Annotated in this window: 16 protein-coding genes; 4 read left to right on the top strand and 12 right to left on the bottom strand. The window is 68.7% G+C overall.

Annotation, left to right across the window (positions count from 1 at the left end):
• Positions 1–22: 22 nt before the first annotated feature.
• Entirely contained in the window at positions 23–778 is a 756-nt protein-coding gene (locus tag ACPXCG_RS20930) for a PIG-L family deacetylase (protein ID WP_425794104.1), read from the top strand.
• Between the two features lie 17 nt (positions 779–795).
• On the opposite strand, the gene recD is transcribed toward ACPXCG_RS20930, so the two are convergent.
• From recD to ACPXCG_RS20910, 4 genes are read right to left on the bottom strand one after another with little or no spacing between them, the layout of a single operon-like run.
• Positions 796–2,727: an exodeoxyribonuclease V subunit alpha gene (recD, locus tag ACPXCG_RS20925; RefSeq protein ID WP_425794103.1), complete on the bottom strand. Its 1,932-nt coding sequence runs from the start codon at positions 2,725–2,727 to the stop codon at positions 796–798.
• Positions 2,724–6,065 carry a UvrD-helicase domain-containing protein gene (locus tag ACPXCG_RS20920; RefSeq protein WP_425794102.1) on the bottom strand — a complete coding sequence of 1,114 codons (3,342 nt, stop codon included), beginning with the start codon at positions 6,063–6,065 and terminating at the stop codon, positions 2,724–2,726. Before ACPXCG_RS20920 ends, recD begins: the two co-directional genes overlap by 4 nt.
• Positions 6,062–9,490 carry an exodeoxyribonuclease V subunit gamma gene (recC, locus tag ACPXCG_RS20915; protein ID WP_425794100.1) on the bottom strand — a complete coding sequence of 1,143 codons (3,429 nt, stop codon included), beginning with the start codon at positions 9,488–9,490 and terminating at the stop codon, positions 6,062–6,064. The genes ACPXCG_RS20920 and recC overlap by 4 nt, the downstream gene beginning before the upstream one ends.
• A 33-nt stretch (positions 9,491–9,523) precedes the next feature.
• Positions 9,524–9,955: an acyl-CoA thioesterase gene (locus ACPXCG_RS20910; RefSeq protein ID WP_425794099.1), complete on the bottom strand. Its 432-nt coding sequence runs from the start codon at positions 9,953–9,955 to the stop codon at positions 9,524–9,526.
• Positions 9,956–10,098: 143 nt separating this feature from the next.
• Between ACPXCG_RS20910 and ACPXCG_RS20905 the strand changes: the two genes are divergently transcribed.
• Together ACPXCG_RS20905 and ACPXCG_RS20900 are read left to right on the top strand one after the other, a co-directional pair.
• On the top strand, positions 10,099–10,740 hold the full coding sequence (locus tag ACPXCG_RS20905; protein WP_425794098.1) for a GNAT family N-acetyltransferase: 642 nt from the start codon (positions 10,099–10,101) through the stop codon (positions 10,738–10,740).
• Positions 10,741–10,858: 118 nt separating this feature from the next.
• Positions 10,859–12,307 carry an NAD(P)/FAD-dependent oxidoreductase gene (locus tag ACPXCG_RS20900; protein ID WP_425794096.1) on the top strand — a complete coding sequence of 483 codons (1,449 nt, stop codon included), beginning with the start codon at positions 10,859–10,861 and terminating at the stop codon, positions 12,305–12,307.
• Between the two features lie 22 nt (positions 12,308–12,329).
• On the opposite strand, the gene ACPXCG_RS20895 is transcribed toward ACPXCG_RS20900, so the two are convergent.
• The 8 genes from ACPXCG_RS20895 to ACPXCG_RS20860 all read right to left on the bottom strand — a co-directional run bounded on the left by ACPXCG_RS20895 (position 12,330) and on the right by ACPXCG_RS20860 (position 18,724).
• Positions 12,330–13,034: an urease accessory protein UreD gene (locus tag ACPXCG_RS20895; protein ID WP_425794095.1), complete on the bottom strand. Its 705-nt coding sequence runs from the start codon at positions 13,032–13,034 to the stop codon at positions 12,330–12,332.
• Positions 13,035–13,041: 7 nt separating this feature from the next.
• The gene (gene ureG, locus ACPXCG_RS20890; RefSeq protein WP_425794094.1) at positions 13,042–13,728 is read right to left on the bottom strand and encodes an urease accessory protein UreG; all 687 of its coding nucleotides are present in this window, start codon (positions 13,726–13,728) and stop codon (positions 13,042–13,044) included.
• 91 nt (positions 13,729–13,819) lie between these two features.
• Entirely contained in the window at positions 13,820–14,437 is a 618-nt protein-coding gene (locus tag ACPXCG_RS20885; protein WP_425794273.1) for an urease accessory protein UreF, read from the bottom strand.
• A gap of 56 nt (positions 14,438–14,493) precedes the next feature.
• Positions 14,494–16,215: an urease subunit alpha gene (locus ACPXCG_RS20880; RefSeq protein WP_425794093.1), complete on the bottom strand. Its 1,722-nt coding sequence runs from the start codon at positions 16,213–16,215 to the stop codon at positions 14,494–14,496.
• A complete protein-coding gene (locus ACPXCG_RS20875; RefSeq protein ID WP_425794092.1) occupies positions 16,215–16,583 on the bottom strand; it encodes an urease subunit beta in 369 nt (122 codons plus the stop codon). Before ACPXCG_RS20875 ends, ACPXCG_RS20880 begins: the two co-directional genes overlap by 1 nt.
• Before the next feature lie 18 nt (positions 16,584–16,601).
• Positions 16,602–16,904, bottom strand: a complete 303-nt coding sequence (locus ACPXCG_RS20870; protein WP_164309885.1) for an urease subunit gamma — start codon at positions 16,902–16,904, stop codon at positions 16,602–16,604.
• A 120-nt stretch (positions 16,905–17,024) separates the two neighbouring features.
• Positions 17,025–18,272, bottom strand: a complete 1,248-nt coding sequence (locus tag ACPXCG_RS20865; RefSeq protein ID WP_425794091.1) for a DUF6986 family protein — start codon at positions 18,270–18,272, stop codon at positions 17,025–17,027.
• Positions 18,269–18,724: a PaaI family thioesterase gene (locus ACPXCG_RS20860; protein WP_425794090.1), complete on the bottom strand. Its 456-nt coding sequence runs from the start codon at positions 18,722–18,724 to the stop codon at positions 18,269–18,271. Before ACPXCG_RS20860 ends, ACPXCG_RS20865 begins: the two co-directional genes overlap by 4 nt.
• Positions 18,725–19,039: 315 nt before the next feature.
• On the opposite strand from ACPXCG_RS20860, the gene ACPXCG_RS20855 reads away from it, so the two are divergent.
• A complete protein-coding gene (locus ACPXCG_RS20855; protein WP_425794089.1) occupies positions 19,040–19,438 on the top strand; it encodes a BlaI/MecI/CopY family transcriptional regulator in 399 nt (132 codons plus the stop codon).
• The last annotated feature ends 28 nt before the right edge of the window (positions 19,439–19,466 follow it).

Raw genomic sequence — 19,466 nt, 5'->3', positions numbered from 1 at the left:
ACCGCCACAGGAAGACAGGTGCATGTCTCCTCCTCGTCTGTTGTTCGTGCATGCGCACCCCGACGACGAATCGCTGTGGACCGGCGGCGCCATCGCCCGCCATATCGCCCGTGGCGGTGACGCCGACCTGGTCACGTGCACCTGGGCGGAGGGCACCGGGCGACATGCGGAACTGGTGGACGCGGTACGAGCACTCGGGCTGCCCCGGCCGCCGATCATGCTCGGCTATGCCGACGATCGCGTGCCGGAGTCGGCGCCGGAGGCGATGCGCTTCTGCTCCGCACCCCTCGACGACCCGGTCCGCATGCTGGTGGCTCACATCAGGCGGCTGCGCCCGGACGCGATCGTCACCTACGACGCCGTCGGCATCTACGGCCACCCCGACCACGTTCATGCTCATCGGCTGGCCACGGTGGCGGCCGACGCCGCCGCGTCCGGCGGGCTGTACCGATCGACCGGCGAGGCCTGGCAGGTCCGGTCGATGTACTTCATCACGATCGCCCAGTGGATGGTCGACGACGTGCAGCACGATCTGTTCGCGGACCTCCCGCCCGAATATTTACCGGGAACTCCCGAGGGCGATGTCGACCTGGTGCTCGACGTCGCGCAATGGCGCGACCGCAAGGCCGATGCGATCTTCTGTCACCGAACCGAACTCGATCGCAGCCGGACCATGAGGGCCCTGATGGGCCTGCCGCCCGAACGGCGCAGTCGCCTGCTGGGGACCGAGTGCTTCCTCCGTCGTGATCTCGTACCCGGCGGCGTCGACCTCGGCTGATCGTTGCCGACCTCCGATCAGGTCCCCTCGGGCGGCTCCGCCACGCGGATCGGCGACCGAAGCCCGCTGGCGCGCTGGACACGACGCGCAACAGCGGCGGCCAGCACCTCCGGCGAGCCGACGATCCGCACCCGTCGCCGGGCGCGGGTGACGGCGGTGTAGAGCAACTCACGGGTGAGCAGTTCCGACCCCTCCGGCGGCAGGATCACGGTCACGCCGTCGAACTGACTGCCCTGGCTCCGGTGGATCGTCATCGCATACATCGGGATCGCGTCGGCGAGTTGGGTGGGGTGGAGTTCGAAGAGGTGTTCACCGCGCCGGAACACGACCTGCAGCCCGTCCCCCTCGGGATCGACGGTGTCCGATGCGCGGCCGGTGCGGACGACCACACCGCAGTCACCGTTGAACGTCCCGGTCTGCCGATCGTTTGCGGTGACGAGGAGCGGTTGACCGGCATGGCGCGACGTCGAGTCGACAAACAGCTGCGGTGGATGGTCCGGGAGTTCCGCCAGCCATTCGACGACGCGGCGCGACCATCCCTGAACGCCCCAGACGCCCTCCCGGTGGGCGCAGAGAACGCGGTGACCGTCGAGCGCGTCGAGCGCCCCGGCGGCATCTCCCGCCTGCGCTGCCGCGCGAAGCGCGGTTCCCCAGGTCACGACGTCGGCACACACGTCGTCGAGGTCATCGGCGGCCACCAGCGTCACATCGGTCACCGATGGATCGCCGACCAGGTCGAGCACGGAATCGGCATCCCCGCGGTTGATGGCCGCGGCCACCCGGGCGATGCCGCCCCCGAAGCGATGTCCCCGGCGCAGCGTGACGACACCGCGTTCGACACGATCGCGGTCGGCGACGGTCGACATGACGTCGTCGAGCAGACCGGACGGGATCGGGGTGGGTGGCGTCGCATCCTCGCCGTCGACGAGATCGGCGAGGACCGCGCCCGCCTCGACCGATGCGAGTTGATGCGGGTCGCCGACCAGTATCACCCGGGCATCGGGTCGCACCGCGTCGAGGAGTTTGCTCATCGCCGTCATCGACAGCATCGACGTCTCGTCCACGACGACGACGTCGTGCGGAAGTTTGTTCCCTCTGCCGAATCGGGGTGCCGAACCCGGCCGCCAGCCCAGCAGCGAATGGACCGTGACTGCACGCACCGACCGCGGTGCGGCGTCGTCGGCCGACACCGCTGCCTGCAACTGCGCCGCCGCACGACCCGTCGGCGCACACAGTCCGATGCGGGCACCGCCCCCGGCGAGACGGTCGAGGACCGCCAGGATCCGGGCTACCGTGTACGTCTTGCCCGTTCCCGGTCCGCCCGCGACAACCAAAGTCCAACTGACCGCCGCCATCTGCGCGGCGATGCGCTGCAGATCCGCGTCTCCGGGGCCCGCCGGGCCGAACACGGCGTCGACCGCCGACGCCACCTCGGCGACGTCCACACCGGGCCGCGACGAGCGCCGCTCACCCAACACCGATCGGATCAGTTCTTCCTGACGAAAGTACTTCCGCAAGTACAGCAACGGTCCGTCGTCGGAGCCGGCGAGAACCAGCGGCCGCAATGGCCCCGTTGCGCCTCCGCGGACCAGGACGCTGTCCGCCAGCGCCTGTTCCAGCTCGTCGGACGACGGCATCATCCCGGAGATCGCGGCGTCGTCGGCGACGAGCTCCGGGATCCGCGCGATGGCCAGGCAGGTCGACCCCTGACGCACCGCCCGCACGGCCAGCGCCGCCCCGATCTGCGCGGTCTCGCTCACCTGTCCCCCACTGAGCTGCACGAGGCGCCGGGTCACGTGGACGTCCGCCGCGTCTAGCAGCCCCAGTACGTTCAGGGAGCCCAGGGCGCCGTCGTGGGAGACGACCGCGCGGGGATCGAATTCCGCACGGACCGGCCACGAACCGTCCGCCTCCGATCCACCGGCGCCGCCCTGCCGCGTTGTGGTCATGGGGTCCCTTTCCCGAGCAGATCCGAGAGCTCCTCGACCAGCCCGGCGGGGACCTGCCATTCGAAAACACCGCAGCCGGGCGGGGTATCGGGACCGACCATCCCGCGGACGAAGTGGTATTGCACGGGACCGAGATGTTCCGTCGCCTCGTACCCGGGCAGCCGCCACCGCAGATATCGATGCAGCGCAACCGAATACAACAGGGCCTGAAGAGGATAATTGGCACTGATCATCTCAGCTGCCATCGACTCGCGGCCGAAGTCCTCGGCGGTCAGGTCGCCCGGTCGCAGTCGATTGGTCTTGTAGTCGACCACCACGAATCGGTTGTCGGGGGTACGCAGCACCGAGTCGATGCTCCCGGTGAGGAAACCGCGAACGCGTTGGGGTGGCAGCTCGCGCAGGCGTGCACCGAAGTCGACGAGCGGATCGTCGGCGGCGAGATGACGATCCATGAGATCGGCGATCGAACCCATCGTGACCGCTGCCGGGGGTGTCGCGTTCGGCGGTCCGGCGGCGAGCGGGAATTCGAAGTCCAACTCGGCGAGTCGGCTTCCCGGGCGGACCTGCCACAGATCACCGAACCCCAACGGAGTGGTGAGCACGCCCACCAGCGCCGTCGTCAGGCGGTCGGCATCGACGTCCACCATCCGCCCTTCGATCGCGGTGGCGCAGAGCTCACGCACGTGCTCGGTGATGTCGGCGGAATCGGTGTCCACGTATTCGAGCACCTCGTGCACGAGGGTGCCGAACGCCGCGCCGAAGGGCATGCCGTTCATCAGCGACGGTGTGCCGTCGATCGGCGCCGTCGCGTCCGCGGCGTCATCCACCTCCTCGACGGGCTCGTCGACGATCAGACCGTCCGCCGCCTCGCTCCCGGATGCGAGCAGCGGCTGGTGGGCATGATGACCGGCCGCCGCGACGATCGCCGAATACGATGTGCGGCGCCAACTCTGGTCGATGACACGGTCGAACTGTGCGACGGACAATCCAACCCGCGCACGAGCGGGTGAGCGCTGTGCGGCGGAGTCGGCGCCGTCCCGCCCGGCGACCTCCACGCGGATCGGCCCGTCGGTGCTGCCGTAGCCGGTGAGCACACGACCACATGTGTCGTCGTCGGGGACGTCGAAACTCTCCGGCACGGCTGTTGTCCCCGGCTTCCGGCCGAACAGGAGTCGATGCAGAGCGGAGTTCTTGGTGTAGTACGCGGGTGCCCACCAGATCACCACCTGAGACTGGGCCCGGGTGAGCGCAACGTACAGAAGACGCAACTCTTCGCCGGCCGCCTCGCTCTCGTGTCGCCGCCACCGCGCCTGATATCCGGGCGCCTCCTTGCCGCCGACATCGAGGATGCGATCGCCGGAATCGTCATGGTAGGTGAAGGTCGCACGGTTCGAGTTGCGCGTGCCGTCCCACGCGAACGGCACGTACACGATCGGGAACTGCAATCCCTTGCTCCGGTGCACGGTCATGATCTGCACCGCCTGGGTGTCGCGGTCGAGCCGTCGGGTCTGGTCCTCGTGTCGTTGCCACCGGGTGGTGTCCGCGATGCGATCCGCGAGCCATTCGATCAGCGCGCTCAATCCGCAGTCGCTCTCCATCACCTCGGTGTTGCACAAGGAGGCCACCTGGACGAGGTCGGTCAGCGCACGTTCGCCGTCCGGGGTGGCGAGGACCCGTTCGGCCACCGCCATGCGACTCATCAGCCGTTGCGACATCGCGGCGAATCCCCCCTCGTCGAACACCCGGCCGAACGAGTGGAGGGTCTCGGCCAATGCTGCGATGCCGGAACCGTCGTCGGCGGCGAGGTCTGCCGGGGCGCGACCGATCAGCGGGCTCAGCGCGGCGAGCCGGACGAGATCTGCACGGGCGGGTTGTTCTACCGCCCGGATCACCGCGAGCCAGTGCCGCGCGGCCGCGGTGTGGAAGACACTGGTCCCCGACCCGATCACCGCCGCCACCCCATGACCCTGCAGGTGCCGCTGTAGAGGCTGGATCGTTTTGTTCAGGGTCACGAGCACCGCGACGTCGCCGGGCTCGACCGGGCGCACCACACCGCCGACCTCGATGGTCGTGCCCGACGCCAGCAGCCCCGCGATGTCCGCGGCGACGTCGACGATCACCCGGTCGCGCACCACGCCGACCGCCGCGAACCCGCTGCGACCGGTGACCGGAAATGCCTTGCGCGGAAACGCCCGCAGCCGGACCGGCGGTACTCCATCGATCCGACTGCCGGTGCGATCGGCACTCACCGGGCGCACCACGATCTCGTCGTGTCCGAGCTCGGCACCGCCGTACAGGCTGCCGAGGGCGTCGACCAGATCGCCGTCGGAGCGGCGGTTCACGTCGAGCGCGCGAAGAGTGCCGGCCGATCGGACCGCCTGCAGATAGCTCAGGATCTCGGCGCCGCGGAATCCGTAGATCGACTGCTTCGGATCGCCCACCAGCACCAGCGTCCGATGACCGTGGAAACAACGCCGGACGATTTCCCACTGCTGCGGGTCCGTGTCCTGGAACTCGTCGACCAGCACGGCGTCGAAGACCGCCCGAATCCGTTCACAGGCGGCCGGTCCCACCACCGGATCCGTGACGATCCGGAACAGGATCATCTGGAGATCGTCATAAGTACGTAGGCGCGATAACCGCTTACGGTCTTCGATGATCTGCCGGACCCGGGTCGCGAATCGCACGCGGCGGGCCGCGACGGTCGCGTCGTCACCGGTCATGGCATCGAGGTCATCGGCCGTCGGGGCGAGCGCGGCCGCCGGCTGGCGAACCGCGTCCCGTGCGATGGACGTCGCGTCGGCCAGCGAGATCTCCGGGCGGTCCGCCCCCGCATAGCCGCGGAGGTAGGTGTCGAGGGCCGCCTCGTCCACGAGATCGTCGACGTTCTCGACGATCTCGTGGACGAGGTCGCGTTCGCCGAGGAAACCGAGGGCGTCGAGCATGCGGTTGCAGAAGGTGTGGGTGGTCGCGATGGTGGAGGCGTCGAAGTCCGACAGCGCCCGGGCGAGACGCTCGCGACGCAGCGTCACCTCGTCGTCGGTGCCGCCACCCAGGTGACGGACAAGCGGGTCGTCATCGATGCGACACCGATCCGGATCACCCAGTGCCGCTACGAGTTCGGACACCCGATCGCGCATCCGCTCGCGCAGCTCCGCGGTTGCCGCCCGGCTGAAGGTGACGAGCAGCAACTTGTCGATCGGGACGCCCTCGGCGATGAACCGTGCACCCAGTCCGACGATCGCGTAGGTCTTCCCGGTGCCGGCGCTCGCCTCCAGAACCGTGGTACCGGTCGGCAGCGCCGCGGTCACGTCGAATGCTGTCGGTGCGTCGGTCATGTCATCGTCTCGTGGTCCATGAGGGGCTCCCACACCAGTCGGGCGAGTCCGGCGAACAACGGGTCGCCCACGTCACCCGGTAGCTCGAGACCGCAGAAACGGCGATCGTCGGGCATGGGCTCGTCGATCAGGGCATCGAAGCCGACGGCAGAGGTGACATCACCCGTGTATGCCAGCCGCAGGTAGCGGTCCCGTCCGGCGCCGAAGTCGCCCTCGAAGGCCTTGCGGGCGGCCGGCAGTGCCCGGTCGACGCGTCCGGTGCGACGGTGATGGTCGGCGAAGTCCGCGGCCGGATCCAGCGGTAGCGGCAACACGCGACGCAGTCCTGCGTCTCGCAGCGCGATCAAGTCGGCGAGGATGGCGAGCGGGTCGTCGGGGACGGCGAACAACGATCGGGCGACGCCACCCGAACGGCCGGTCCGGCGTGCCACCACCAGGGCCGCATGCATCTGGGTGGCGGACCCGTCGCCGTGGGCGACCGCCGCGAGGGCGAGGAGCCGTACCCAGGCGCCGAGCCGTTGCTTGGCCCGGAGTTTCGAATAGGTCGCGGTGACGGTGGTGCCGGCGAAGATGTCGCCGATGGTGCCGTGCAGGCGACGACCATCCGGCAGGGGTACCACCACGTCGGTTGTCTGCGACGAACCGGATCTCGCCGCCGACGCCGCCGCGAACACGTCCTCGACATCCGCGGAGATGACCTTGAGCTCTCGGGTCCCGAATGCGAACGGCGGCAACGTACCCCGCCGGAGCTCGGCGGCCTGGCAGCGGGCGAGATCGCTCCCGGCCAGCATCCGGGACAGGAACCGGTCTCCTATCCCCCATCGGTCCAGGGCCCCGAGCTCGACATCGAGCTGATCGGAGTGCGGACGTTCCTCGTCGGGCACACGCGCGCCGAGTCGCTGACGGACAAAGCCTTCGACCGGGTTGGTCAGGAAGGACACCAATGCGTCGAGGGCGACGTCGTCGGGCTCCTCCGACGGCAGCGCGATACCCGAGATCAGCTGGGCGCTCACCGGCTCCGCGCCGAGGGCGCGCGCACCATCGAGGAGGGCTCGATCGTAGGAGAACGGCCCGTCCACACCGGTGATCGCACCCGGGACGAAATTGCGTTCGTCGAATCCGTGCAGTGTGTGCACGCGGGTGCAGGCGGGCCCGTCTCCGCGTGCGGAGCCAGAGGTGAGGGTGCGCACCGTGTCGATGAGCTCACTGACCACGACGGCGGGCGGAACCCGTTGTCCGGAAACGGGATCCGCACCGGTATAGAAGAGCAACAGGTTCTCCTGCGCAGCACAGATGGCGTCCAGGAACAGCTGCCGGTCCTCGTCGCGCGGATTCCGCTCGCCCACCAGGGGCGATCGGCCCAGGATGTTGTCCCCGTCGGTGCGTCGAGTCCGCGGGAACGCCTCGGCGTCGACACCGAGCAAGACGATCACCCGGTGCGGGACCGACCGCATCGGCACCATCGAGCAGACGGTGAGCTCGCCGGTACGGAAATTGGCGCGCGTGGGCGTGGCGGCCACCAGGCCGGTCATCAGATCGCGGACGTCACCGAGGCGCAGCGGCGTCGGCGCGGGCTCCCGACCGTCGCGCGGGTCGTCGAAGGCGGCCGTGATCGACCGGATCGCCTGCGCACGTTGCCATTCTTCGTCGAATGCGGTCGCGACAAGGGTGTCGGCGATACCGATCAGGATCTCGGTCCACCGTCCCGGGTGGTGGATTCCGGTCAGATCGCCCAAGGTCGTCGACAACCGGGTGATGAACTCCGCGAAGCGACCGGAGAGATCGATCTCGGTGCTTTCCACCCCGGCGAGCGGAAGGGCGGTGTCGAGCCACTCGCCGTCGGCCTCCTCGGCGACCGCACCGAGCAGGATGCGGTCCAGTCCGGCCTCGAACGTCCCCTGCCCGAAGCCCGACAAACCGAATCGCGACCGTTGGGAGTCGTCGATCGCCCAGCGGACATTGCTGCCCACGAGCCACTCCCGGATGATCTCGAGATCGTCATCCGAGAGCGCGAACCGTTCCCGGACAGGTGGCCGGCCGAGCAGATCGAGCACGGCGCCCACCGAGACGCGCCCGGCGGCGAGCTCGACCACCGCAGCCACCACGTCGAGGACCGGGTTCGTGTGCCGCAGACCGCGGTCGGCGAGCCGCACCCGCAGCTCGAAGGCGGGGTGCCCCAGACCGGGCTGGCCGAAGGCACCGCGGATGATCGGCGCGAAGCGCTCCACGTCCGGGCACATGATCAGCACGTCGCGGGGCGCGAGCGTCGGATCGTCGGCGAAGAGGTGCAGCAGCCGATCCCGCAGGACTTCGACCTGACGTTCCGGTCCGTGACAGGAATGGATCTCCACCGAACTGTCGGCGGGCACGATCGCGGCGTCGAGCCGGTCGTCGCGGATACCGGCCTGGAGTGCCGTCAAGACCGTGTCCGCCCCGATGTCGGCGACCGGCGGATGGTGCAGAACACGACCGGCCACCGGCGCGACCCGGCGCTGCAATTCCTGGATGTCGCGCGACAGGCTGGCGAGCAACGGGTGCGCGAGTACCGGCGGCCGGTGATCGGCACGTCGAAGGACCGTCGAGGGCGTGGCCGCGCCCTCGACCGCCGCCCACAGTGCGGGGCCCGGGTGCGGCACGAACAGGTGGACGTCGCGGTGGACGCCCAGCGCGTCGAGCACCATCAGGAGAGATTCGGTCACCCGGGTCGGTCCGAACACCGACACGCGTTCCGGGAGATCCGTTGCATCCGCGTGCTCGCGCAGCACCGCACAGACCTCTGTCAGCGATTCCGACGGATGGGGCTCGCCGACCTCTGCCCGCACCGCCCGCCAGAAATCGGGCTGCCAGGCGAGATCTGCCGGTATTTGCGCCCCCACCCCGTCGGTGTCGTCGCCCGCAGCCCAGGCGGCCGCCATCGCCGGACGCTGCCGCCCGTAGTCGTCGAACAGCTGCGCGATCTGCCGGGCCGTCGCGAACCGCCGTCCGCGCCGATGCTCGTCGGCCTCGGCACGGCCGTCGGCGCCGACATGCCGCGCGAGCACCGCGAGACGCGGATCGTCGATCATCTCGTCGAGCACCCGCAGAACCGGCCACGTCAGGGCTGCCGGACGCCATCGATCACCAGCAGTCGACCGCCCCCGCCTGCGGTCCCTCGCCTGCGCGATGCCGGCCCGGGCCAGCGCGTCGCCGACGGCCCGGTCGGTCAACATCGCCGGCGACGAGAAGTCGATGTTGGCCGCCACGCCGTCGCCGCGTCCCGAGGTCCCCAGTCTTGTGGCGAGGTGCTGCTGCAGCCACCGTTCCACCCCTTGCGCGGGCACCGACACGATCTCGGCGGCCATCGGGTCCGCCAGCGGAGTACCCAACAGATCGGCGAGCGCATCGGCGAGCGCGTCGGTGCGTTCGGCGCGGTGCAGGTGGAACATCGGGTCGCCCTCCAGCCTCCGGACGGGTCGCGGTCAGGAGCGGACGGGCAGCCCGGCTCCGACGACGAGTTGCGATTCGAGGATCGAGCGCACCGCGTCGGGGACCGGTGTGGGCCGCTCGGTCGCGGGGTCGACCGACACCATCGTGGTCTCCGCGACTGCGCAGGTCGTCCCGGCCGGATCGACCAGTGTCAGCGACAGCGTGAACGACGTCGTCCCGATGCGGCTCACACACGCGCGGACGGTCACCGGGTCGAGTGAGTACTCGAGGACCGCGGTGAACACGATGTCCTGCCGCGCAACGAGGAGCGAGAAATCCTTCGGCCGCTCCGGCAGCCAGGTTGCGAAGGACCGCACCCGGCTCTCCTCGAAGATCCGGGCGAACTGCACATTGTTGATGTGGTTGTTGATGTCCATGTCGCCGAAGCGCAGCTGGATGGGGACTTCGAGATAGTCGTCGGCCACGATCGCAAACCCTAACGGGTGCCACCGACGCTGCGACCGATGGACAGACGTTTCGCCGGGCGAACACGCCCGTGCTCTGCGCCCATCGCGGCGCGGCGGGACCGTACACTCACCGATGGGCAAACGCAGGCGAGGGGGAGATCGTGATCCTGGAGACGGTTCGGCTACGGCTGCGTCCGGTCGCGATGCACGATGTCGATGCCCTGGTGGAGCTGGACAGCGACCCGGCAGTGATGCGCTACGTCAGCGGGGGTCTGCCCACACCGCGCGAGGTGGTCGAGGAGTGGGTTCTGCCCCGCGCCCAGGCCGAACACCGCGCCCACCGGACCGGGATCTGGACGGCGGTCGACCGGACCACGTCGGCCTTTCAGGGCTGGTTCGCACTCCGCACTCCGCGTCACAGCAATCAATCCGAGGTCGAACTGAGCTACCGTCTGCGTCGCGACGCCTGGGGTCGGGGGCTGGCGACCGAGGCCGCGCACGCACTGGTCACCATGTCGTTCCAGGAGATCGCCGCCGAGCGGGTCTTCGCCAGCACGATGGCGATGAACACCGCGTCGCGGCGCGTCATGGAGAAGGTGGGTATGCGCCTGTCCGCCATCCGGATGTCCGAGGACGGGGTGATGTTCCCGACGAGCGGCGGCGAGGTCGAGTACGAACTCCTGCGCAGTCATTGGGAAACGCTGACGATGCGCTGGTCAGAGCCCACCCACCGCTCGTGGTCGCCGACGGTGCCCGCGGGGTGGACGCACCGTCACGCCGGGGTCCGCGACCTGACGGCCTGACGACGTCGCCCGGTCGCGACGCGCCCCGGGGTCCTCGTCGCGACCCGGCACGGAAGATTGACTACCGTTGTAGGTGCGCGGCAGCAGCCGACCTCCCAGCGACAGGAGATGTTCTCTGATGAGCAGCCCCACTCCGACCTCGGCGCGACCCCACGTGGTCATCGTCGGCTCCGGCTTCGGCGGACTCTTCGCGGCCCAACGTCTGGCGAAGTCCGATGTCGACGTCACCCTGATCGCCCGGACCACGCATCACCTGTTCCAGCCGATGCTTTACCAGGTGGCGACCGGGATCGTGTCCGAAGGCGAGATCGCCCCGGCGACCCGCGTGATCCTGCGCAAGCAGAAGAACAGCAAGGTGTTGCTCGGCGATGTCTACGACATCAACCTCGAGGCGAAGACGGTGACCTCCCGGCTGCTGGAGCGGATCACGGTGACGCCGTTCGACAGCATCATCATCGCGGCCGGCGCCGACCAGTCCTACTTCGGCAACGATCATTTCGCCGAGTACGCGCCCGGCATGAAGACGATCGATCATGCCCTCGAATTGCGCGGTCGCATCCTGGGCGCGTTCGAGCAGGCCGAGCTGTCCGACGATCCCGAGGAACGGGCCCGCCTGCTCACGTTCGTCGTCGTCGGTGCAGGTCCTACCGGTGTGGAACTCGCCGGTCAGATCTCCGAAATGAGTGACAAGACCCTCAAGGGCACCTTCCGCAACATCGATCCCACCGAGGCACGGGTGATCCTCCTCGACGCGGCGCCGGCCGTGCTACCGCCGTTCGGCGAGAAGCTCGGCAAGAAGGCGGCCCGCCGACTGGAGGGGATGGGGGTCGAGATCCAGCTCAACGCGATGGTCGTCGACGTCGACTACGACGGTCTGGTCGTCAAGGACAAGGACGGCAGCACGCGTCGGATCGAATCCCAATGCAAGGTGTGGTCGGCCGGGGTGCAGGCGAGTCCGCTCGGCAAGCAGCTCGCCGAGCAGTCCGGGGTCGAACTCGACCGTGCGGGCCGGGTGAAGGTGCTGTCGGACCTCTCGATCCCCGGATATCCGTACGTATTCGTCGTCGGCGACATGATGGCCGTCGACGGTGTTCCCGGCGTCGCACAGGGCGCCATCCAGGGCGGACGATATGCGGCGGACGCCATCACGGCGGGACTGCGTGGGCAGACGCAGGAACAACGCAAGCCCTTCGGCTACTACGACAAGGGCTCGATGGCGACGGTGTCTCGCTTCAGCGCGGTGATGCAGGTGCCGATCCCGGGTACCAAGAAGATGTTCGAGACCGAGGGCTATTTCGCCTGGCTCGGCTGGCTCGCACTGCACCTCGTCTATCTGGTCGGTTTCCGCAACCGGCTGAACACCCTCATCAACTGGTTCTTCGCGTTCAGCACGCGGGGTCGGGCGCAGCTCGCGGTGACCGAACAACAGGTCTATGCGCGCACCGCGCTCGGCGCGTTGTCCGAGCTGGAGAAGAAGTCGATACCCGAGGTCGAGGCCGAGTCCGCAGATGTGGCCGCGGCCAAGGACTCCGAATCCACCACCGATCCCAAGGCCGAGGCCAGCTGACCACGATGCTCGGGTGGCCTGCTCAGAGGGCCACCGGGGCGAGGTCGAGCTCGTCGCACGACGTCCGCGCCCGGGTTGTGGTCGGTGCCAGCGCGGTGGTGAGTGTCGCACCGTTCACGCCGGGTGGTCGCGCGAGTTCGAGCCGCGCCGCATATGCGTCCGGGGACACGTCGGCCGGGCGCGTGTCCGGGTAGCGGAAGACGCTGCTCACAGCTCGATGACCGATACCCCCGAGCGCCAGCCGATGTCGCAGGACCGGCCCGCCCCCGATGTCCACGCGCAGCGATCCCTCCCAGCGCGCCCGGGCGATGTGCTCGGGCAGCTCGGTGACACGACCGAGTTGCGCGTGCTCGGCGATGATCACCGTGGCGTCCGGGTGCGCGACGACACTGGTCGAAGTTCGGTGATGCGCGCCGCCGGCGACCACGATCGGCTCCGGATCCAGGTGCAGGCGGCCCCCGTCGGCGACCTGGATGAACCATTCCGAACTCGAATCGATACGTTCGGCCGACGGTAGCGCGATGGTCGCCGCGACCGTTCGCAGGTGCAGTACCGCACCGGCCTCGACGGTCACGCGGACCGCGATCGTGTCCCCACCGAGCGGCGTGGCCGCGGTGCTGATCAGGTGCGCCGACTCGGGTCCGGTCCGACGCAGCGCAAGACCACCCGTCGCCGCCACCCGGGGTGAGCGACCGCATCGGGCCACGATCTCGATCTCCGTGTGCACCCCCGGGTCAGCCGGTCACGACGATCTCGGCGAGCTGCTCGCGAACCCACGCCAGGACGTCGGTCGCCGCCGGATCGTCGGTGAGCGAGATCATCGCGGTCGGCCGGCTCTCGCGAACCCGCTCGGCGTCGGTCCGCATCACCTCGAGGTCCGCGTGGACCTGATCGGCCAGATCGGTCTTGTTGATCACCAGCAGGTCGGAGAACGTGACGCCCGGGCCCCCCTTGCGCGGGACCTTGTCGCCGCCGGCGACGTCGATCACGAAGATCTGTACGTCGATCAGTCCGGTGGAGAACGTGGCCGTCAGGTTGTCGCCGCCCGACTCGACCAGGATCAGGTCCAACGGCGGGTTTGCTGCGACGAGATCGTCGATCGCGTCGAGGTTGGCGGTGATGTCGTCGCGGATCGCGGTGTGCGGGCATCCGCCGGTCTGCACTGCGGTGATCCGCTCGTCGGGGAGGACCGCGTTGCGCCGCAAGAAGTCGGCGTCCTCGGTCGTGTAGATGTCGTTCGTCAGGACGGCGACCGACAGCTCCTCCCGCAGTTGCCTGCACAACGCGGCGACGAGGGCGGTCTTTCCCGAGCCGACCGGACCGCCCACTCCGACGCGCAGTGCCTCGCCGGGTTCGCGATGACGACGCGGACGGGCGTGGTCGTGTCCGTGTGGTTCTCCGTCGATCAAATGCGGTGGCATGACTTCCTCTCGGTGGTGGTCGGTCTCGGTGTCCGGGGTCTGGTCCGGGACTGGTGATCGGTGCGGGCGTCGCGAAGTCCGGTTGGGGCCCTCACGACATGAACAGGGGCATGTCGCGCCGCTCGTGACGTTCGGCGAACACATCGAGCGTCGGGTCGGAGAGGTCGGCGAGTTCGACGGCCGCCGCGGCCGCGACCCGCTCGCATTCGGCGCCCAGATCGGCGATGACCACCGCCACGTCGGCCGGGTCGAGCGCCAGCAGTCGCTGTCCCGCGGTCGCCGAGCCGCTCATCGTCGTGTACGCGAGGATCAGCGCGGTGTGGAAGCCGGACAGGCGCGACACCCGGCCGATGGCGCCGCAGATCACCGGGAGATGGCTCTGCGGCGCATGGGCGCTCCAGTCCTCCTTCGGCCACATGCGACGTGCCAGCCGCAGCATTCCCCTGCCCTGCGCCAACGAGGCGCGGCGCGCAGCGGCCGACGGTGTCCGGGCGTCCGTTTCCCGTTCCGCCGCAGCCACATCGAGCGTGCCATCGGTCACCGCGGCAGCGATCGAGGCGGCCACCAGACCACTCGTCGTGACGCGCCGCCGGAGGAACCGCGCGAGGCTCTCCGCATCCACGACGACCCGATCGGCAACGGCCTGCTCGACCCCACCGGAATGCACGTGACCGCCGACCGGCAGCCGCGAATCGGCCAACGTCAGCATCATCGCCAGCTGGGAACGGGATCCGGATGACACGGGTATCAAATCGTCGTCGCCGTTCAGAACAGGAAGTATCGCTGTGCCATGGGCAATTCGGCTACCGGCCCGGAATCCCACACCTCGCCGTCGACGCGCACGGTGAACGTGTCCGGTTCCACCGAGATCTGCGGCATGGCCGAGTTGTTGGGCATGTCGGCCTTCCCGATGTGACGAGTGTCCCGGACCGCGACGAGCCTGCGATCGAGGCCGAGTGTCTCCTCGATCCCAGCGTCGAGCCCGCCCTGCGCGACGAAGCTGACCGAGGTGGCCGCCGCGGTTTTGGGAGCCGCCCCGAACATGGGTCGCGGCAACACCGGCTGGGGGGTCGGGATGCTCGCGTTGGCGTCACCCATGGCCGCCCAGGCGATCGCGCCGCCCTTGATCACGAGGTCCGGCCGCACACCGAAGAACGCCGGGTTCCAGAGCACGAGGTCGGCGAGCTTCCCGGTCTCCACCGATCCGAGCTCGTCGTCGAAGCCGTGGGCGATCGCCGGACAGATCGTGTACTTCGCGATGTATCTCCGTACCCGGTTGTTGTCCGCCGCACCGTCTCCCGGCAGCGATCCGCGTTTAGACTTGAGCACGTGCGCGGTCTGCCAGGTACGCAGCACCACCTCGCCGATCCGGCCCATCGCCTGGGAATCCGATCCGATCATCGAGATCGCCCCGAGGTCGTGCAGCAGGTCCTCGGCCGCGATCGTCGACGGCCGGATCCGGCTCTCGGCGAACGCGAGATCCTCGGGCACCGTCGGATTGAGGTGATGACAGACCATCAACATGTCGAGATGCTCGTCGAGGGTGTTGACGGTGTGCGGTCGGGTCGGATTGGTCGAACTCGGCAACACGTTCGGATACGCTGCGACCGTGATGATGTCGGGTGCGTGACCACCACCGGCGCCCTCGGTGTGGTACGCGTGGATGCTGCGTCCGGCGATCGCCCCGATCGTCTCTTCGACGAATCCGGCCTCGTTCAGCGTGTCCGAATGCAGCGCCACCTGCACGCCGGTCTCGTCGGCCACCCGCAGACAGGCGTCGATCGCGGCGGGGGTGCTCCCCCAGTCCTCGTGCAGCTTGAAACCGGAGGCACCCGCACGGATCTGCTCGTGCATGGCATCGGCACTGACGGTGTTGCCCTTGCCCAGCAGGGCGATGTTCATCGGCCAGTGGTCGGTGGCCGCGAGGATCGACTTCAGATGCCACGCACCCGGTGTCACCGTGGTGGCCTTGCTTCCTTCGGCCGGGCCGGTACCGCCGCCGATCAGGGTCGTGATGCCGTTGCCCAGTGCCTCGTCCATGATCTGCGGACAGATGAAGTGGACATGGCAGTCGATCCCGCCCGCTGTCAGGATCTTCCCGTTGCCCGCGATGATCTCGGTGGACGGCCCGATCACGAGGTCCGGGTGGACCCCGTCCATCGTGTCGGGGTTGCCCGCCTTTCCCATCGCGGTGATCCGGCCATCGCGAATACCCAGGTCGGCCTTGATGATCCCCCAATGATCGACTATCACGACACCGGTGATCACGGTGTCCGGCGCGCCCTGCACGCGGGTGGCCCGGCTCTGCCCCATCGATTCCCGGATCACCTTGCCGCCACCGAAGACGGCCTCGTCGCCTGCCCGTCCGGGCCCACCGGACCGGTCCTCGGTGACCTCGATGAACAGGTCGGTGTCCGCCAACCGGATCCGGTCGCCTGCGGTGGGCCCGAAGAGTTGTGCGTAACGGTTGCGGCCGAGCGTCGCCATCAGTCGTCCCCCTCGTGACGTTCGCCGGTATTCTCCTGCGGCCCCAACGATCCGGGTGCGTCCAGGGAGATGCCGTGGACCTCGCGGGTGCCGCCCAGTGGCACCAGCGCGACGGTCATCTCGATCCCCGGTTCGAACCGCACCGCGGTGCCGGCCGGGATGTCGAGCCGGCGCCCCCGGGCGGCGGCGCGGTCGAAGTCCAGCGCCGGGTTGGCCTGCGGAAAGTGCACGTGACTCCCGACCTGCACGGGCCGGTCGCCGGAGTTGACGACGGCCAGCGTCAGGACGTCGGCACCTTCGTTCAGCTCGATGGTGCCGTCCACGGTGATCACCTCGCCGGGCACAACGGATGACTGCGTGTGCGACATCGTGGTCCTCTCGCGCGGCTAATCGATGGGGTCGTGCACGGTGACCAACTTGGTCCCGTCGGGAAACGTGGCCTCGACCTGCACGTCGTGGAGCATCTCCGGGATGCCGTCCATCACGTCCGCACGTCCGAGCACCTCCCGGCCCGACGACATCAGCTCGGCGACCGAGCGGCCATCGCGGGCACCCTCGAGGACATGGTCGGTGATGATCGCCACCGCTTCGGGATGATTGAGCTTCAATCCACGGCCCTGCCGTCGACGTGCCAGCTCGGCGGCATATGAGATGAGCAACCGCTCCTGCTCATGTGGCGACAGACGCAACGGACCCTCTCCTGGCGAGACGAATACAGCCGGGACAGCGCACAGTTCGTGCGCCGGGCCGGGTAGCTGACATCCTGCCACGCCGCGGATCGCTCGGCGCGCCGAGCGACTATGGCCTCGTCACGACGGCAGCGCGCCACCACCGGCGCGCAGGGCGGCCAATCGTTGCGCCGTGCACGACGGAGCGATCTCGGTGACCTCGTCGGCGGTGAACGCCCCGGCCGCCGTGCCGCGCTGCAGGACCGACGCCAGCGACAGAGCCGTCGCGGGTTCGTCCACCACGTCGCCGGACCGACTGTCGAAATAGGACTCTAGGCGCCGGGCAGCAGTGGGCATCGCGGACCGGAAGAAGCCGATGACCGCCAGCCAGCGGGTGACGAGGTGCCCTGGGTGCATGTCCCACCCTTGATAGAACCCCCGTTCCACCGAACGCAGCACGAGGGCGTGGTGGCGCCGCAGCGCCGATTGGATCTGGTCGGGCGTGCCCACCGGGATCACCTGGGTCGAGCCGTCACTGATCCACACGCCGGTCTGTGCGGTGGCGGCCTGCATAACCGCCTTGGCATGGTCGGCTACCGGATGTGCCAGCGATTGCTGCGCCGACACGATGCCGCACGCCGCGCTGTAGTCGTAGGTCCCGTAGTGCAGTCCGGTGAGCCGGGGCATCCCCCGATGAATCGCTCCGGCCAAGGTCGCGCGACCGTCGGGTCCGAGCACCGCCTGGGGGATCTCGATCTGCAGCTCGAATCTCAGCATCCCCTCGGCGAGACCGTGGGCGCGCTCGAAGGCCTCGCACAGCACGTTGACCGCGTCGACCTGTCGAACGTCACGCAGCTTGGGGACCGTGAAGACGAATCCGTCCGGGACCCCGCCGGCACTGTCCAGGACGAGTTCCAACGTGCGCAGTCCGCGGCGACGTTCACGATCGCCGAGACCCTTCGCGCGGATGCCGGCACTGCGCGGGGCATGTGGTCTCATCTGCGTCCATCCGGCGAGGATCGCACCGGCACGTCGTGCATCCGCGTCCTCGACCGCGTCGTCGCGCCACCCGTAACCGTCCTCGAGGTCGATCCGAAGATCCTCGACGGGATTGTCCTGCAGACGTTTTCGTGCGAGGTCGGCGACCACCACGTCACCGGAGGCCAGCTCGATCACGACGTCGCGGGCGGCTTCGGCGATCTCGCCGGCCCGCTCACCCCACGACGCCGGGGTGTCGAAGTCGGTATCGGCAGCGCTCACATAGACGGTGTGCGCCGGTTGTCCCGTCGGACGGTCACCGGGATACCGCGCCGCCAGGTCGTCGTCGACCGGGCGCAGGATCTCCTCCAGACGGGCCCGTACCTCCGCCGGCAGTTCTCGGTCGGTCATGCGCCCGCCGGGATGACCGGGACCTCGACACCCTCCGGCAGTTCGATGTTCTGCAGCCGTACCTGCGAGGACGCGACGAGACGACCCTGGTCGTCGGTCATGGTGACCCGCCAGAGCTGTTGGCGACGTCCACGGTGGATCGGCGACGATTCGACGGTGATCGTCCCGGCGCTCACCGACTTGATGAAGTCGGTGTTGTTGTTCACACCCACCGCGGTGCCGCCGATACCGGTGACCTGCAGCCAGGTGAAGGCGCTGACGCTCGCGACGCTCTCGGCCACCGCGCAGTAGACGCCGCCGTGCACGATCCCGAACGGTTGGTGATGCTTGTCGCCGAGCTCCAGCACCGCGACGACACGGTCCCGCCCCACCTCCTGGAGACGAAGGCCCAGTGAGGTGTCGAAACCGCGGCCGAAGGTGTCCTTGATCAACTGTTCGTTCTCAACGCTCATACCCAAAGATTGGCACGAGATATCGGTGCGGGCGCGGGAAGGTCCCCTGATGCGAACCGCCGCAGGACTCGGTCGAACAGCTCACGAACGGCGGGCCCCGAGGAACCGATAGGCCCCACGCTGCGTTACAGCGTGGGGCCTACCGCGGCGTGGACCGGGGGTCTCTGCAGCCCTCAGGACTCTCGCCGGTCCGACGTGAGACTCAATGTAGGGTAGCCTTACCAATGTTGTCAAGTGGGTGCGCGAAACGGGTGTGACCAGGCATGGACACACGGGTGACGTCCCATGTGGGCGGACAGGAGAAGCGGAAGTAAAATGAGAAGAATGAACGGACTGGGCGACCTCGAGCGCGCCGTCATGGACACCCTGTGGGCGAGCCCGACCCCCCAGACCGTGCGGCAGGTGCACGAGACGCTGTCCCGGGACCGCTCGCTGGCCTACACGACGGTGATGACGGTGCTCCAGCGTCTGGCCAAGAAGAATCTCGTCACGCAGATCCGTGACGATCGGGCGCACAAGTACCAGCCCACGCATCCGCGGGAGGATCTGGTGGCGAGCCTCATGGTCGACGCGTTGTCGGAGGCCGAAGCGCCCGGATCACGGCATGCCGCTCTCGTCTCCTTCGTCGGCCGGGTCGGTGCCGACGAGGCCGCCGCCCTGCGACATGCACTCGATGAGCTCGAAGCCGTCCGGGGAACCGGGGAAACAGGATAGATTCGGCCCAGACGCCAGCAGCGACTCC

Source organism: Gordonia sp. DT218 (assembly GCF_049847105.1).
GTDB lineage: Bacteria > Actinomycetota > Actinomycetes > Mycobacteriales > Mycobacteriaceae > Gordonia.
This window is presented reverse-complemented; position numbering and strand designations above follow the sequence as displayed.